This window comes from Sporosarcina gallistercoris (assembly GCF_050459885.1).
GTDB classification, from domain to species: Bacteria; Bacillota; Bacilli; order Bacillales_A; family Planococcaceae; genus Sporosarcina; species Sporosarcina gallistercoris_A.
This window is the reverse complement of sequence record NZ_JBCMNO010000018.1, coordinates 195,455-211,871: the sequence shown is the minus strand read 5'-3', so window position 1 is coordinate 211,871 and position 16,417 is coordinate 195,455. Positions and strand designations below refer to the sequence as shown.

Annotated in this window: 14 protein-coding genes; 13 read left to right on the top strand and 1 reads right to left on the bottom strand. The window is 43.6% G+C overall.

Annotated features, from left to right (window positions below; genetic code table 11):
- Window positions 1–222: 222 nt before the first annotated feature.
- The 8 genes from ABE021_RS11655 (at window position 223) to ABE021_RS11620 (ending at window position 9,310) form a co-directional block, all read left to right on the top strand.
- A complete protein-coding gene (locus ABE021_RS11655; RefSeq protein ID WP_430288861.1) occupies window positions 223–1,179 on the top strand; it encodes a nucleoside hydrolase in 957 nt (318 codons plus the stop codon).
- A 176-nt stretch (window positions 1,180–1,355) separates the two neighbouring features.
- A complete protein-coding gene (locus ABE021_RS11650) occupies window positions 1,356–2,570 on the top strand; it encodes a NupC/NupG family nucleoside CNT transporter (RefSeq protein ID WP_430288860.1) in 1,215 nt (404 codons plus the stop codon).
- Window positions 2,571–2,795: 225 nt separating this feature from the next.
- Window positions 2,796–3,956 (top strand): LL-diaminopimelate aminotransferase, encoded by a 1,161-nt coding sequence (locus ABE021_RS11645; protein ID WP_430288859.1) that lies wholly within the window; start codon window positions 2,796–2,798, stop codon window positions 3,954–3,956.
- A 104-nt stretch (window positions 3,957–4,060) separates the two neighbouring features.
- Entirely contained in the window at window positions 4,061–5,542 is a 1,482-nt protein-coding gene (locus ABE021_RS11640) for an aldehyde dehydrogenase family protein (protein WP_430288943.1), read from the top strand.
- Between the two features lie 233 nt (window positions 5,543–5,775).
- Window positions 5,776–6,585, top strand: coding sequence for a transporter substrate-binding domain-containing protein (locus ABE021_RS11635; protein ID WP_430288858.1), 810 nt, complete (start codon window positions 5,776–5,778; stop codon window positions 6,583–6,585).
- Window positions 6,586–6,671: 86 nt separating this feature from the next.
- Window positions 6,672–7,814: a saccharopine dehydrogenase family protein gene (locus ABE021_RS11630; RefSeq protein WP_430288857.1), complete on the top strand. Its 1,143-nt coding sequence runs from the start codon at window positions 6,672–6,674 to the stop codon at window positions 7,812–7,814.
- Window positions 7,815–7,867: 53 nt separating this feature from the next.
- Complete coding sequence (locus tag ABE021_RS11625; RefSeq protein WP_430288856.1) at window positions 7,868–8,524, top strand: amino acid ABC transporter permease; 657 nt, start codon at window positions 7,868–7,870, stop codon at window positions 8,522–8,524.
- A gap of 42 nt (window positions 8,525–8,566) precedes the next feature.
- A complete protein-coding gene (locus tag ABE021_RS11620) occupies window positions 8,567–9,310 on the top strand; it encodes an amino acid ABC transporter ATP-binding protein (RefSeq protein ID WP_430288942.1) in 744 nt (247 codons plus the stop codon).
- A 372-nt stretch (window positions 9,311–9,682) separates the two neighbouring features.
- Here the strand turns inward: ABE021_RS11620 and ABE021_RS11615 are convergent, their stop codons facing one another.
- Window positions 9,683–10,879: a sugar diacid recognition domain-containing protein gene (locus ABE021_RS11615; RefSeq protein WP_430288855.1), complete on the bottom strand. Its 1,197-nt coding sequence runs from the start codon at window positions 10,877–10,879 to the stop codon at window positions 9,683–9,685.
- 164 nt (window positions 10,880–11,043) lie between these two features.
- Between ABE021_RS11615 and ABE021_RS11610 the strand changes: the two genes are divergently transcribed.
- From ABE021_RS11610 to ABE021_RS11590, 5 genes are all read left to right on the top strand, one after another.
- A complete protein-coding gene (locus tag ABE021_RS11610; protein ID WP_430288940.1) occupies window positions 11,044–12,021 on the top strand; it encodes an ornithine cyclodeaminase family protein in 978 nt (325 codons plus the stop codon).
- A 41-nt stretch (window positions 12,022–12,062) separates the two neighbouring features.
- Entirely contained in the window at window positions 12,063–13,223 is a 1,161-nt protein-coding gene (locus tag ABE021_RS11605) for an NAD(P)/FAD-dependent oxidoreductase (protein WP_430288854.1), read from the top strand.
- Between the two features lie 47 nt (window positions 13,224–13,270).
- Window positions 13,271–14,749 (top strand): sodium/proline symporter, encoded by a 1,479-nt coding sequence (locus tag ABE021_RS11600; protein ID WP_430288853.1) that lies wholly within the window; start codon window positions 13,271–13,273, stop codon window positions 14,747–14,749.
- 214 nt (window positions 14,750–14,963) lie between these two features.
- Window positions 14,964–15,650 (top strand): CoA transferase subunit A, encoded by a 687-nt coding sequence (locus ABE021_RS11595; RefSeq protein WP_430288852.1) that lies wholly within the window; start codon window positions 14,964–14,966, stop codon window positions 15,648–15,650.
- Entirely contained in the window at window positions 15,637–16,317 is a 681-nt protein-coding gene (locus ABE021_RS11590) for a 3-oxoacid CoA-transferase subunit B (RefSeq protein ID WP_430288851.1), read from the top strand. The genes ABE021_RS11595 and ABE021_RS11590 overlap by 14 nt, the downstream gene beginning before the upstream one ends.
- Window positions 16,318–16,417: the final 100 nt, after the last annotated feature.

Below are 16,417 nucleotides of genomic sequence, written 5' to 3'. Positions count from 1 at the left end.
ACTCGAATGATTTGAGGGAAACTTGAATTTTCTTAGCTCACGCGCTTACCTATATGTAAGAGCGAACTAAAAGATAATCGTGCAATTGATAGTCTGCGGAAATCCGCCCCTTTGGAGTTTGGATTCGTGATAAAGTTTGAAACCAAGGCAAGGTACCGATTGGCTGCATATATTTTTGAATATCCATATAACAATAATTAAGGAGAAGGATGGGATTCAGTAGTGACGAAAAAACAAATCTACTTTAATCATGATGGCGGAGTCGACGATTTGGTTTCATTGTTTTTACTTCTTAAGATGGAGAATGTGGAATTGACAGGAGTATCGGTTATTCCCGCAGATTGCTATTTGGAACCAGCGGTAGAAGCTAGTAGAAAAATTATCGATCGCTTCGGAGATAGCGGTATCGAAGTAGCTGAATCCAATTCCCGCGGAAAAAATGCTTTCCCTTCAGATTGGCGCATGCACGCATTTTTAGTAGATGCCTTACCCATTTTAAATGAGGCAGGGGAAGTCAAGACACCTATAGCTGAAAAGCCTGCACATTTACATATGATAGATTCCATCAACAAGACCACTGGAAAAACAACTCTATTATTTACTGGTCCTCTTACAGACCTAGCCCGTGCATTAGATGAAGCGCCGGAGATTGAAGAGAAAATTGAACGGCTAGTTTGGATGGGAGGGACGTTTAGAGAGGCTGGAAATGTCCATGAACCCGAGCATGATGGCACGGCAGAGTGGAATGTATTCTGGGATCCAGAAGCTGCTGCACAAGTATGGAAAACTAACATTAAAATAGATTTAGTCGCGCTCGAAAGTACAAACCAAGTACCATTGACTTTGGATGTGCGAGAACGCTGGGCTAGAGAGCGAAGATATATTGGCATCGATTTCCTTGGTCAGTGTTATGCTATGGTGCCGCCTCTTGTTCATTTTTCAACCAATTCCACCTACTATTTATGGGATGTATTAACTGCTGCATTCGTTGGCAACAGTGAGCTTGTAAAGGTGCAAACCCTTAACAGTGATGTCATCTCAAATGGCCCTAGCCAAGGGCGAACAGTTGAAACACCTGAAGGTCGACCAGTGAACGTAGTGTATGATGTAAATCGCGATGCTTTCTTTGACTACATGACTGAATTGGCGAAGCAAGTCACGGGTGAAAATTCTCATTGATGGAGAAAAGATGGAGTTCGTACTGGGAATCCGATAGCGTGTTAACAGATGTTCACTCCTTCTAGATAGAAGACATTCCATTCATTATCGATACTATTCAAGGGAATTATCTAAAGGGAAATACATCGTACGTAATATGTATTCATCAAATTTATTTGTAGGACTGGAGCGAGACGATGCAATACATTTGGGGCATTATAGGTATTATTACCATTTTAACAATTGCACTATTATTATCCAAAGACAGGAAATCCATCAATCTAAGAACCGTTTTAGGCGCTTTGGCCTTTCAGCTAATCTTCGCTTTCATCGTTTTAAAATGGGAATTTGGCAGGACGGTTTTGCAGTTCATTTCAAAACTTGTTCAAACAGTGATTGACTCGTCCAATGAAGGGATTCAGTTCTTGTTTGGGGGGGTTCTGAACGCTGATAATGCGGGCTTCACTTTTGCTTTTCAAGTATTACCGATTATCATTTTCTTTGCATCATTAATCTCTGTTCTTTACTATCTTGGGATTATGCAGTTTGCAACCAAGGTCATCGGTGGGATTTTGTCAAAAATATTAAAAACTAGTAAGACGGAATCGATGTCTGCAGCTGCCAATATTTTCTTGGGTCCAACTGAAGCACCGTTGGTTGTGAAACCTTATATTGAGAAAATGACCAAATCCGAATTATTTGCTGTTATGGTAGGTGGGATGGCTTGCGTATCCGGAGCAGTTTTAGGGGGATATGCAATAATGGGAGTCCCGCTGAATTACTTATTGGCGGCGGCCTTTATGGGCGCACCTGCTGGTTTGTTATTCGCGAAAATAATCGTTCCTCAATCAGAATCATTAGATTTGGACGAAGATGTTCAAATGGTTAAAGACGAAGAATCGAGAAACGTTATTGATGCAGCCTCTCGTGGAGCAATGGATGGCTTAAAAATAGCCGTAAGTGTTGGTGCCATGCTCATTGCTTTTATCTCGCTTATTTTTTTACTTAATACGATTATTGGAGCAGCTGGTGGGGTATTTGGATTTGAATCCTTAACACTGGAACAGATATTGGGCTATCTATTCGCTCCACTTGCTTTCGTCATCGGGGTCCCTTGGGAGGAAGCTGTGCAGGCTGCGTCATTTATTGGTCAGAAATTTGTACTTAATGAATTTGTTGCCTATTCTTCCTTTGCACCTGAAATAGCGAACCTATCCCCAAAAAGTGTAGCTATGATCAGTTTTGCACTTTGTGGTTTCGCTAACCTTTCTTCCCTAGCTATGTTGGTCGGAGGTTTAGGTGGAATGGCACCTTCAAGGAGACAAGACATTGCCGAGCTGGGAATGAGAGCGATCATAGCCGCAACTTTGGCGAACCTGTTAAGTGCAACGATTGCAGGTATGTTGCTATAAAAGAATAATTTTTCATAATAACCGTCACAACAATGTAATTCAAAAAACCGTCAACTGCTAAACAGGTAGTTGACGGTTTTTTGCGATTAATGCGTTTTTGTTGTGGAAAATCAGCTGATTCAGGTACATGGATAAACCAAGATGAACGCATAATTAAGACCCAGCCATCATAAATTCAATACTGTGGCATATATTGATGTGATCAAAGATAAGGCAGGTGGTTTTATGAACTATCAATCGGATCGTTTAGGACAAATCCCTCCCTATTTATTCGCAGAGATCAATAAGAAGAAAGCTGCATTGATCGAAAAGGGAGTGGATGTGATTGACTTGGGGATTGGGGATCCCGATCTGCCGACTCCTCCGCATATTGTTGGAAAGTTAGTAGAGGAAATGCAGAATCCTGCTAATTTCAAGTATCCCAATTTCATCGGCTGTCTTGAATATCGACAAGCTATCGCAGATTTCTATTTGAGGCACTATGGAGTTGACCTTGATCCGGAAACAGAGGTACTGGCACTCATCGGTTCTAAAGAAGGCATTGCTCATTTAATCCCTACACTGATCGATCCAGGGGACATGGTTTTAATACCGGACCCCAGCTACCCTGTCTACAGGATGGCAACTTTACTTGCGAACGGACAGTATTTTGACATGCCATTGCTGAAAGAGAATAATTTCGAGCCCGATTTCAGTTCAATTCCTCCAGAAGTAATTGAACGATCAAAATTGATGTTTTTGAATTATCCCGGCAATCCGACCTCTGCAACGGTAGACATTGATTTCTTTAAGAATGCCGTGGCGTTTTCAAAACAACATGGTATCCCGATCGCCCATGATTCTGCTTACAATATGGTGACGTATTCGGACTATACTGCACCAAGTATTCTGCAGGTCGAGGGATCCAAAGATGTGGCAGTTGAGTTCGGTTCACTTTCTAAAACCTACAATATGACGGGTTGGAGAATCGGATATGTTGTGGGCAACAAAGAGATCATCAAAGCCTTATCAGTACTTAAAAGCAATACGGACACTGGACAGTTCACGCCGATCCAAAAAGCAGCAGCCTTTGCACTCAACAGCGATCAGGGATGTGTCAGTACCCATAACGGAATTTACGAAGAACGATTGGCTGTGGTACTCGAAGGATTAACTTCAATCGGTATCCATGTAGAACCGCCTAAAGGGAGTTTTTTCGTGTGGGCCCCTGTTCCAGAAGGTTTTACCTCCACTGGATTTGTCACACATGTACTAGAGAAAACAGGAGTTATCGTGACACCCGGAAACGCGTTCGGTCCAAGTGGAGAAGGGTATTTCCGGATTTCCTTATCGGTTCCGGATACAAGACTTATCGAAGCGATCAATCGGATCAAGGAAAGCATTTAGCAAACACGTAAAAATTATGAGGAGGCATTTATATGATAAATCGAAAAGCTACCCAAGTTGTTCATCCAAGTAAAAAAGGTAAGAAGACGGACGAAGGGAATGACTTGAAAAAACTACTTAACTACATCGATGGTGAGTGGTGTGAATCCTCATCGGGCAAATTTGTGGACGTGCTAAATCCTGCCAATGGTAACGTGTTAGGGGAAGTTACACAATCCACCGAGGAAGATGTGGATCGTGCAGTTCAAGCTGCTAAAAAAGCTCAAAGAGAATGGCGTCTTGTTCCAGCGCCAGAACGTGCTGAATACTTATACGCAATCGCAACTCTATTGAAAGAACGGAAAGAAGAATTGTCGCAGATTCTGACAAGTGAAATGGGCAAAGTAATCGATGAAGCTCGTGGAGAAGTACAAGAAGCGATCGATATGGCGTATTACATGGCGGGAGAAGGCCGGCGTCTCTTTGGTGACACCGTTCCGTCCGAGCTGCGGAACAAATTCGCCATGAGCGTACGAGTTCCTATCGGAGTTGCAGGTTTGATCACCCCATGGAATTTTCCGATTGCCATCGCCTCATGGAAGTCATTTCCGGCGTTAGTTTCAGGGAATGCGGTTGTATGGAAACCGGCTACTGAAACGCCGATCATCGCTTATGAATTCGCAAAAATCTTTGAGGAGGCAGGACTGCCGAAAGGTCTGTTGAATCTTGTAAATGGCTCAGGCAGGGAAGTCGGAAATGCTATGGTGGAACACCCGGATATCGATTTAATATCCTTTACGGGATCGAATGAAGTCGGGAGTGCTATCAATGCTCGTGCTGGGGAACTCTTAAAACGGACTTCCCTTGAAATGGGCGGTAAAAATGCGGTCATCGTTTTGGAAGATGCGGATCTGGATCTTGCAGTGGATGGCATTTTGTGGGGGGCATTTGGTACAAGCGGTCAAAGGTGCACAGCCACTAGCCGCATTATTGTTCATCAGGATGTAAAAGAAGCGCTTGAAAACAAGCTCGTTGAGCGCATTGGCGAACTATCGCTAGGGGACGGAGCGGACGAAACAGTGAAAATAGGCCCGGTAATAAATCGTGCCTCTCTAGGTAAAATCCATGAGTACGTGAAAATCGGTCTAGCAGAAGGGGCTACACTTCTTGCCGGCGGAAGTATGGTAACCGATAGCGGCCTCATTACTGGAAATTTCTACGCTCCAACCATCTTTACCGATGCGACGGTTAATATGCGGATTGCCCAAGAAGAAATCTTCGGCCCGGTTGTTTCCATTATTCCTGTGAAAAACTTGAAAGAAGCGATCGAAGTGAATAATAGTGTGAAATTCGGATTATCCAGCTCGATTTTCACTTCCAACGTCAATCTGGCGTTCCAGGCGATGAGGGATCTTGATACGGGAATTGTCTATATTAATGCCGGAACAACAGGTGCCGAGATCCATCTACCTTTCGGAGGAACGAAGGGGACTGGCAATGGGCATAGGGACTCGGGTGTAGCCGCCCTGGACGTCTATACAGAATGGAAATCCGTCTATGTGGATTATAGCGGGAAATTGCAGCGGGCACAGATTGATAACTATTAAGTAGGTGGAACTTTGGCCGCCTGCATCATTGACAATGAGCGATTGTCAGTGGTGCGGGCGGCTTTTAACTTTTTGTGAGTGAATTTTATGTATCATTCACAATGCCTGAACATATAGTTGATTAACTTGTTCCTCAATAGCTAGGACAACCAATGGATAAGCTCACATGGAAAGGGGGCGATTGGAATTCAGGTCGGCAGTGTTTCGAAAATAGGAGACTAGGAGGAGTAAAGATGAGGAAGTTATTCGTGTACTCGCTGCTAGCCTTAATAATAGCGGCTGCGCTTGCAGGTTGCGGAGAGAAAGGCAAGGAGAAAGTAGCGGTAGTGAACAAAGCGGATGTCGCCGATCGTGTCGCCGATTCCAAAGTCATAAAAGTGGCTTTCGAAGGGACATACCCACCATTCAACTTTCTGAATGACAAAGATGAATTCCAAGGATTCGACGTAGACATTTCAAATGAAATTGCAAAAAGATTAGGTGTAAAAGCTGAATTCATTGCGACAAAGTGGGATGGGTTGATCGGCGGACTGAAAGCGGACAAGTTCGACATTATCATCGGGCAGATGACGGTGACAGAGGAAAGGAAAAAAAGTGTGGATTTCACCGATCCATACGTGGTGACAGGTTCTGTACTCGTGACGCGTGACGATACGAATGATATTACAGAACTTCCTGATATTAAAGGTAAGAAAGTAGGCGTCGGTGGAGGGACAACTTTTGAAGAAGTTGCGAACAGTGTGGAAGGTGCAGATGTAAAATTGTATAAAGCTGTAAGCGATTACATCCAGGATTTAACGAATAAGCGTTTGGATGTCATCATTAATGACCAGCTGCTCATGAACTATAACATCAAAGAAAACAACTTACCGATCAAAGTCACCAGCGATATTTTAAATAAAGATGAAATCGGGATGGCTGTCAATAAAGGAAATGAGGACTTTGTAGAAAAAGTGAATCAGGCATTAAAAGAGATGAAAGAGGATGGAACTTATAAAGAAATCTATAAAAAATGGTTTGGAACAGATCCTTTAGATAGTTGATGCTTTCCTAGAGTGAACAGCATCAGCATGTGTTGTTTACTTTAGGATTTTCATTTTTAAAAAACAGACAGGGGTGAATAAGTTATATGAAAGTAGTGGTCTTGGGAACTGGGATGATCGGAACAACAATCGTCAGTGAAATAGCAAAATTCGAAGGAATCGAATCAGTCATGGCAGTCGACGTCAGACAGGAAAGTATCGATAACTGCCTCAAAATAGCAAGAAATCCGAAGGTGATCGGGAAGACGACATCCTTGTCAATAGAAGAGGATTTCATAAATGTGCTGGAGGGTGCAGATGTCGCAGTTGGATGTCTCCCGCATTCCTTAAGCTTGACCGCTGTAAAAGCAGCAATCGCGTCGAAATGCCATCTAGTGGACCTAGTCGGATCAATGTTTATAGAAAAAATGGAATTACATACTCAAGCGCAAGAGGCTGGAGTCACGATTATTCCTGGCTGCGGAGTCGCACCTGGCATCACAAACTTCCTCGCAGCACAAGGGATAGAACTGTTGGATGAAGCGGACGAAGCAGTGCTGATTTGCGGTGGCGTTCCTAGATGGCCAGTTCCGCCCCTATGGTACCAGGTGGTATTTCGGTTGGAAAGTGTCTTAGGACTTTATACAAAACCTGCCGTTGCCATAAAAAATGGCGAAATTATAGAAGTCCCGCCGTTATCGGAACTTGAGTCATTGACGTTCCCCGAACCGGTCGGTGCATGTGAAGCTGTCATAACAGATGCGCATAGCACGGCATTTACGTTGAAGGGAAAAGTGGGCAACTTAACTGAAAAGACGGTTCGCTATCCTGGGCACTGGGAGAAAATGAAAGTGTTAGCGGAGTTAGGCTTCTTAGACCATAATCCCATCGAAGTACAAGGGGTTATGACTGCTCCCGTGAAATTCTCGGAAAAGATCCTTTCGCCCAAGATGAAAGGAGTATCCAACGAGGATGTGACGGTGGTGCGAGTGGAGGTGAATGGAACGAAGGATGGAAAGGCGAAAACCTATACTTGGGAAATGGTTGATGTATACGATCATGAACGAAATATTTCGTCCATGGCAAAAACCACGGCTCTTCCTGCCGCATTAGCAGCAAAATGGATTGCAGAGAAAAAAATATCGGAAACAGGAGTAGTTCCAATAGAAACGGTGATAGTGAACGACAGATTTGCTCCGTTTCTAGAAGCGCTAAAAGAGCTGGGCATCCATATTGAAATGAAAGATTAACGTTATGGATAGGTTCGCATGCTTCAGTAGAAAGTCTGGAAGGAAGTGACGTAGTGGATATTACAATAATAATCGATTCATTGCCCTCCCTCTTGAAAGCAACGATCATGACGCTTTTTTTAAGCTGTATATCCGTAATCATCGCACTCGTGATAGGCTTTTCCACAGCGCTTATCCGAATTCTCAAGTTCAAGGTCTTATATGAAGTTGCCAGTATCTATATTTCCGTAATACGAGGAACACCGCTTCTTGTACAAATTTTTGTCATCTATTATGGATTGCCGCAAATCGGCATTTCACTAGATCCCATCTCATCTGGAATTATGGCGTTAAGTTTAAATGCAGGTGCTTATCTTTCTGAATCATTCCGCGCATCGATTCTTGCTGTGGACAAGGGGCAGATGGAAGCTGCGATTTCTATGGGAATGACGTATGCGCAAGCGATGAGAAGAATCATTCTCCCTCAAAGTCTCCGGATAGCCATCCCAACACTGTCGAATTCATTCATCGTTCTTGTAAAGGATACATCCCTCGTCTCTGTCATAACCGTGACTGAGCTCCTGCAAATGTCTAGTCTGATCATCGCAAAAACATTTGAACCTCTAACAATTTATCTGACAGCTGCAGCAATCTATTGGATTCTGATTACGTTCTTTACGACCTTGCTTGACAATTTCGAAAAGCGCTCATCGAAACATTTAGTTCGATAATGTTGTTAGGAAATTCAGGGGAAGGAGGGGAATGTCTTGAAGGTGATTGATGTGAAAAATCTTAAAAAAGCTTTCGGAGAAAATCCCGTCTTAGAGGGTGTGGACTTGACTGTGAACAAGAGTGAAGTCGTTGTGATAATGGGGCCAAGCGGTTCTGGGAAATCGACTTTTCTCAGATGTTTAACCTATTTAGAAGAACCGAACGAAGGCATCATACGAATTGGTCCACACGAACTCCATACAGGTGGGAAACTGGATCGAAAACGCAAGAAAGAAATCAGGGAGTTACGGAAGAAAACCGGTTTTGTTTTTCAATCATTCAATCTATTTCCGAATAAGACTGCGATTGAAAACGTGATGGAAGGTCCTGTGACGATTTATGGGGTCAAACCCCTTGAAGCAAAAGCTTTAGCGGAATCCTTGCTTATTAAAGTGGGTTTAGGAGATCGTTGTGACCATTACCCTTCGCAGTTATCAGGCGGTCAACAGCAGCGTGTTGCGATTGCGAGGGCGCTATCCCTGAATCCGACCGTCATGCTCTATGACGAACCCACGTCGGCACTGGATCCTGAACTAGTCAGGGAAGTCCTTCAAGTAATAAAAGAGTTGGCGGAAGAGGGAATGACGATGGTCATCGTGACACATGAAATGAATTTTGCTAGGGAAGTGGCCGATCGCGTGATTTTCATGGATGGCGGTGTAATTGTTGAACAAGGGAATCCTGAAGATGTGTTTGATCATCCAAAGGAAGAACGAACAAGACGATTTCTTAAGATGGCGGAATGAGTGTGTGTTTCATTTTTCTAACTATAAGCTCCACAAAAGAATGCAGGCGGAGAAGTAGCTACCTATCCCCCTGCATTTTTTTGTTGTGTGCTAGTTCGGAGTGCAGGCGGCGCATAAACAGATGGAGCGCATGCTGAAGACGTTGGAACGAATAGTGGGCGGGAATCATCTGAACAACTGGCAGTCAGTAGTCATAAGAGTGAATGGAAAAAGAAGCCAAATTGAAAAGCAAGAATCAATATGGATTCTTATCCAATGGATATTTAAGATGGCTTTTTCTGAAAAGAGGTGGTTGCATTCTAAATGGCTGTTCCAAAATCGTTCCAAGTTGTGAAGAGTATTCCGTCTGCTGATTTTGATGCTGCACTTATTCTACGTAGCCTTATTAAAAAAATGGTGCTTCTTTAATGCTAAATATAAAAGTGTGCATTGTTTAAAAGAATTTAAATCAATGCACAAAATCTCTTGAAGCTGCTGTAATCTGTATAACAGCGTATTTCGGTGAATGTACAGTTTCCTGGCGGCTTGGCTCATGTTCAGCTGTTCATCACAATAGACGAGAAAACTTTCGATGAGGACAGTGCCGTTTACATGATTTAATAATTTTTCAATGTGATTGTCCAATGTGCGCTGAGCGGGGAGTATGATTTCCTCCACACCGTGGGATAGTAGGCTCCAGTCGTCTAAGGAGACAATCGATTGTTGAAACTGATGGCGTTTGGCAATCTCCAAAGCTCTTCTACAGTCCTCATAGGATTCCAATAGACTCTCTATCGATGGAGAGGGACCGCCGAATGAAAACATGAATCTTTTGCCGATCTCGCGGGTCTCCAAGAAGATACGCAGCTTGTCTGAAGCGAGCTCCAATCTTTTCATCATCGAAGTCCTATCCTGATTATGGTCAACGACCAAGATGAGCCATTCTCCTGCAGGTAACGGCACAATAATACCCTGCTCATTTTTAATGAATAAATTCTTCAAGAATGCATATAGCTCTTGGTCTTCTTGGTTGAATAGTTGTGTTTGTTCGAACGATGCTGAGGGCTCATCGGAAGACAGCAGATTCAGTAAAATAGCACGTTTTGGCTTTCCTAATGGGAATCCGTGCAATTCACAATAGCTATGGATGCTCTTGAAATCAGCTGTCTCTTTATAACTTAATAAACGAATAAAGAAATCCCTCATCGTTTCCATTTGTGACGCAACCGTTCGGGAACGGTGTTGTTCCATGAGCAGCATTTCTATATGGGATTGGACAAATTGGACATATCGTTCAACTTTCACAGGGTCACCAATAAGACCGAGTACCCCAACTGTTTCTTGTTGGAACCGCAATGGAGCTGCAATGCCTGGTAAGACGTTGACAAGTTCGGTTGTCTGTTCCTTAGTGAAAAACATCATCTTCCCTGAACGTGTCACTTCAGCAGTCGCCATGTGGTGTGAACCTAATCGCTTATTATCGGTGCTCCCGATCACCAGCCCCTCATTATCCGTAATGCTGATCGGGATATTCAATATGGAAGAAAACTGATCAACTATTGATTGTGCATAGTGCCCTATGTTCTGCAATTCGTTCCACCCTTTCCATTGTTGGATTTTCGAGCCAGAGTGGAAGATCTGACCTGAAATTGTTAGGATTTGTTCTAAACTATTGTGCATTTTGGATGTATTACTTTCAACATATGAAAGTATATTGGAAGACAGAATAGATTCAGTGATGGGAGGGATTTCAAATATTAGTTTTGAGTGCTAAAAGCCAAATGGAACTAGTGGATATGAAAGAGATTTTACACTGTATCGAGATTGCCTTAATGGAATTTTCGGCGTCAGCCACCGATACACCCATTCGAACGATTTTACCGTTTGGCACTGAAAACTCTGGTGTCGTGATGCCTTCAGTAGCAGAAGGTCTCCAAGCAATGGGACTTAAATATGTCAATGTTGTACCTTCTAATTTGGAAATTGGAAAAAAGGTCATAAACGGTGTTGTTATGCTATCAGATGTAACAACGGGAGAACCCCTCGCCTTATTGGAAGGTTCCTATTTAACGCGAATACGGACAGGAGCGTTATCGGGAGTTGCAACAAAGTACCTTTCCCGGGAAAACTCAAAAACACTTGGGATTATTGGTACTGGGGAACAAGCCATGGGACTTTGTGAAGCGATTCTGGCAGTGAGGGATATCAATACGCTGTATATACACAATCGAAGTGAAGAAAAGGCACTCGCGTTTTCAAAGTTTGTAAGGAGCAAGTTTAATAAGGAAGTTGTCATTTGCGAAGATCCGAATGAGGTGGTGAGACAGTCAGATATTCTGGTTACCGCTACAACATCTATGCAACCTGTATTTACGGAACTTTTAAAACCCGGTGCCCACGTAAATGGAGTAGGTTCTTTCAAGCCAACTATGCAAGAGTTACCGACATCGGCCATTTGTAAGGCAGCGAAAGTGGTGGTGGAGTCGAAAGAATCGGCATTGGAAGAATCGGGCGATTTAGTTGTTCCGATCCGAGCTGGAGTGTATACCAGTGATGCGCTGCACGGTGAACTTGGACAAATTATAAGTGGGAAGTTATCCGGAAGAGAGTCTGATCAGGAAGTGACGGTCTTTAAATCGGTTGGGCTGGCCATTGCAGACATTGTCATCGCCAAATACTTTTACGATAAAGCTTGCAAAAACAAAGCAGGAGTGACTGTTGACCTTACATGAAGTAACGAAGGCGGACTACAATTTTAGGGGGAGTACAGGCTATGAAAAAAGCGGATATTATCATCGTAGGTGGCGGAGTTATGGGATCGAGTACAGCGTATTCATTGCGTAAGAACGGATTCGAGGGCGATATCCTCGTCTTTGAAAAAGATCCTACGTATGAGTATTCCTCCACATCCCGAAGTGCAGGCGGATTCCGGCAATTGTATTCGACGGCTATCAATATCCAATTGAGCCGATTCAGTTTGGAAGTCTACAAAAACTTTGCAGAAGACATGGCTATTGGTGAAGAAAAGGCAGAAATAGATTTCAAGCAGCGCGGCTACTTGTTTTTGGCTACTGAACGGATGCTGCCAGCTTATGAGAAGCAACTCAAATTGCAAAATACACTGGGCGTTCCTTCTGAAATCCTTTCAACCACCGATTTGCTGACCATCATTCCGGAACTGGAAACCAATGATTTAGCGGGAGGCTTATTCTGTAAAGAAGATGGCTATCTGGATCCGTATTCTGTCATGCAAGCGTATCGGAAAAATGCACAATATTTAGGTGTAGATTATAAGACAGCAGAAGTTTCAACTATACTGACAGAAAATGGACGAATGAAAGGTGTTCAACTACTGGACGGTTCCATTTATTCGGCACCGATTGTCATTAATTGTGCAGGTGCGTGGGGTGCAGCATTAAGTGAACAGATGGGATTGCCATTACCAGTCGTCCCGCTGAAACGTCAAATGTATGTATTTGACTCGGCAAAGAAATTAGAGAAAATGTTACCGCTTACAATTGATCCGACTGGCGTCTATTTCAGGCACGAGATGGATCGGGTCGTCACAGGATTTTCGGATGAGGTCAAACCTGGTATCGACTTTAAATGGAAACGATCTTCTTTCGATCACTTATGGCCCATTTTAGCGCACCGGATTCCAAACTTTGAAAGTCTTAAATTAGAGTCTGGATGGGCGGGAATGTATGACCACAATACAATCGATCAGAATGCGATTATCGGGGAGCATCCGATGATGAAAGGCTATTACGTTGCGCTTGGATTCAGCGGACATGGCATGCAGCAAGCGCCTGGTGTCGGTCTTGGCTTGGCAGAGCTGATCTGTAAAGGGAAGTATGAAACGCTTGATTTGACACCGTTAAGAGTCGAACGTTTCGCAGAGAACGATTTAGTGTTGGAAGATGCAATTGTATAAGTGCTTACGTATGAATTGTACTGACAAAACTAAAGGAGATGAGTAAATTGCATACGGTTATTATGGTCGAATTCGTCATGTACCTCTTGGTCATGCTCGTTGTTGGTTATCTTGTAAGCCGCCGTTCGAAAAGTCATGCAGATTTCCTTTTAGGCGGTAATCAGTTGCCAGGTTGGGCATTGGCATTTTCAGAGCGTGCCACTGGGGAGTCAGCTTGGCTCCTGCTCGGCTACACTGGTTTTGTATTTGCTACAGGGCTATCGGGAGTTTGGGTAGCAGTCGGCATCGCCACAGGTATTATTTTCTCTTGGCTGTTCTTGGCGAAACGTTTTATGAAAGAAGCGGAAAAGACAGGTACGATGACGTTACCCAGTTTCCTAGCGGCCCGTTTTGGCAAACAAGGTAAGCTCATTCTTTGGCTTTCTACAATTCTTATTTTCAGTTTCATGATGTTCTACTTCGGTGCACAAATTGCTGGTGCCGGAAAAACCTTGTTGGCCGTCTTTAATATCCCGACAAAGGTTGGTGCCATCCTAAGTATTATCGTTGTGGTAATCCTCGCCTATGTAGGAGGTTTCGTAACAGTCGTTTGGACGGACATGATTCAAGCGATTATGATGCTTGTTACATTGGTTGTATTACCGATTGTCGCCTTATTCCATATTTCAGCTGCGGATCTGTCTATCAGTGAAGCGCTCGTGGCGGCAGGCCCATCGATGGACTCGTGGACCGGTGGAGCAATTGGTTTCTCATTAGGCTTATTACTTTTTAATAACTTTGCTTGGTTTTTCGGATTCCTTGGCGGGCAACCGCAATTGAGTGCTCGATTCATGGCGCTTAGAAGTGAGAAAGAAGCGAGACAAGGGAGTATCGTCGCAATTACTTGGACTATCCTGGCTTACAGCGGGGCATTCATGATCGGGATCACGGCACTTACATTATACCAAGGTCAAGTATTTGCAGACGTTGAAATGATTCTCCCCTTCATGATTCTTGACCTGATGCCGCCATGGATTGCAGGCATTCTACTCGCTGGTATACTCGCAGCCATCATTTCTACAGCGGATTCACAGTTACTGGTCATTACAAGTTCCGTGAGTGAAGACATCATACGACTTGCTATGAATTTGAAGCTGTCTGAAAAGAAATTGGTCGCGATCTCCCGTCTTACGATCGTGGGAGCGGGGATTGTAGGTTTAATAATCGCGTTAACTTCAAAGTCCCTCGTCTTTCTTGTAGTCAGTTGGGCATGGGCTGGAGTAGGATGTACGCTGTCTCCCGCAGTCATGTTAACGTTCTTGTGGAAACGATATTCAGGAATCGGCGTTATCGCGACAATTATATCCGGCTTTGTAAGTACAGTCATTTGGATCTCCACACCACTGGATGCGATTGCGACCTCCCGCTTCACAACATTCTTCATCGCTGCGGCATTCGGTATCGTCTTCAGCTTACTGTTCCCGGACAAAAAAGAAGAGGAGCAAGATTCAGCTTCTGTAGAGAAAACAGAATCCACGCCTGTTTAAGAAAGAGGACGAGAAGAGTATCTCGAGATTAATTAAAGACGCAGACTTTTGGTTTGTGTCTTTTCTTCGTTACTATCTATTAATTCCGCGTTGCGATATCTCAAACAAAACGAATTACAAGCAAGGCTTTCGAATATACATGGCATGAGCGGAATTTGAAACTCGTTTTAAATTAAGCGGAAAACGTTGGAACAACTTGGGAAGGAGACCGAACTTGGGGAAACTGTTGAAGAAAAATGAGTTTGTGAAATTTGTAAACGACGGGGACAAACTGCTTGTAGGTGGTTTCGGGATGTCAGGAACTCCTTTGACGCTAATAGATGGCATTGCAGCCTCCACGTTAAAAAACCTGACAATTGTCAGTAATAACTTAGGTGAGCCTGGTAAAGGGTTAGGAATCCTTTTGAAGGAGAAAAAATTGAACAAAGCAATTGGCTCCTACTTTACGACGAATCGCGATGCGGTCCAAGCGTGGGTTGACGGTGAATTGGAGATTGAATTGATCCCGCAAGGTACGTTAGCGGAAGCGGTGAGGTGCGGAGGTGCTGGGATCGGAGGTTTCTATACAAAAACCGCGGTTGGGACAAAACTAGCAGAAGGAAAAGAAGAAAAAGTGATTGATGGGGAACGTTTCCTCTTTGAAAAAGCGATTAAAGGTGACGTTTCACTCATCAAAGCCCATAAAGCGGATCGATTAGGCAATCTAGTGTACGACCATACAGGCAGGAACTTCAATCCGGTCATGGCGACTGCCAGCAAAATCGTCATAGCGGAAGTGGATGAAATCGTTGAAAACGGGGATTTGTTACCTTCAGAAATCGTAACCCCACACGTCTATGTAGATTACATTGTCCTCAGTAATTATGTGAAAAAGGCAGGTGTTTTCGTTGAATCCGTCTGATCGCATTAAGATCGCAAAACGAATCGTCCGAGAGTTGAAACAAGGCCAAGTCGTCAACCTAGGTGTCGGCATCCCGACGCTGATTCCGGATTATTTAGGAGAGAAGAAACTTGTACTCCAGTCGGAGAATGGGTTGCTTGGAATGGGGCCCACTCCTCCTGCCGATGAAGTGAATATGGACTTGATAAGTGCTAGTAAAGCTCCTATCACGATGGAAATCGGAGCTTCACTATTTGATAGTTCAAATTCGTTTGCAATGATCAGGGGCGGCCATATAGATGTTGCGGTTCTAGGAGTATTGCAAGTCGATCAGACAGGGGAGATTGCCAATTGGGCAGTGCCTGGGGAAACAATTTTAGGGGTCGGGGGAGCGATGGATCTAGTTGCGGGAGCCAACGAAATCATTATAGCCACCCTGCACTCTTCCAAAAGTGGGGAGCCTAAACTAGTGAAGGAATTAACATATCCCTCTAGTGGAATACGTAAAGCGGACCTAGTGGTTTCAGAGCATGCCGTATTCAAGTTTGAAGAAGGAAAAATGAAGCTTGTTGAAATTCTGTCTGATATGAGCGAAGAGGATTTAAAGCAAATAACTGGAGCTGAGTTTGAATGCAGTCCAGTGATTTCGAACTCATCACTGGAAGATAGTGTCTCTGAAGAAGGTTGAAAGTTTATTAGACAAGCATACTCCTGTGTGAGATAGACTTTCTCCCAAAAACAGTTAAGACTTTTTTAACCAAAAGTAGTCATGAATGAGGAGGTTAAGT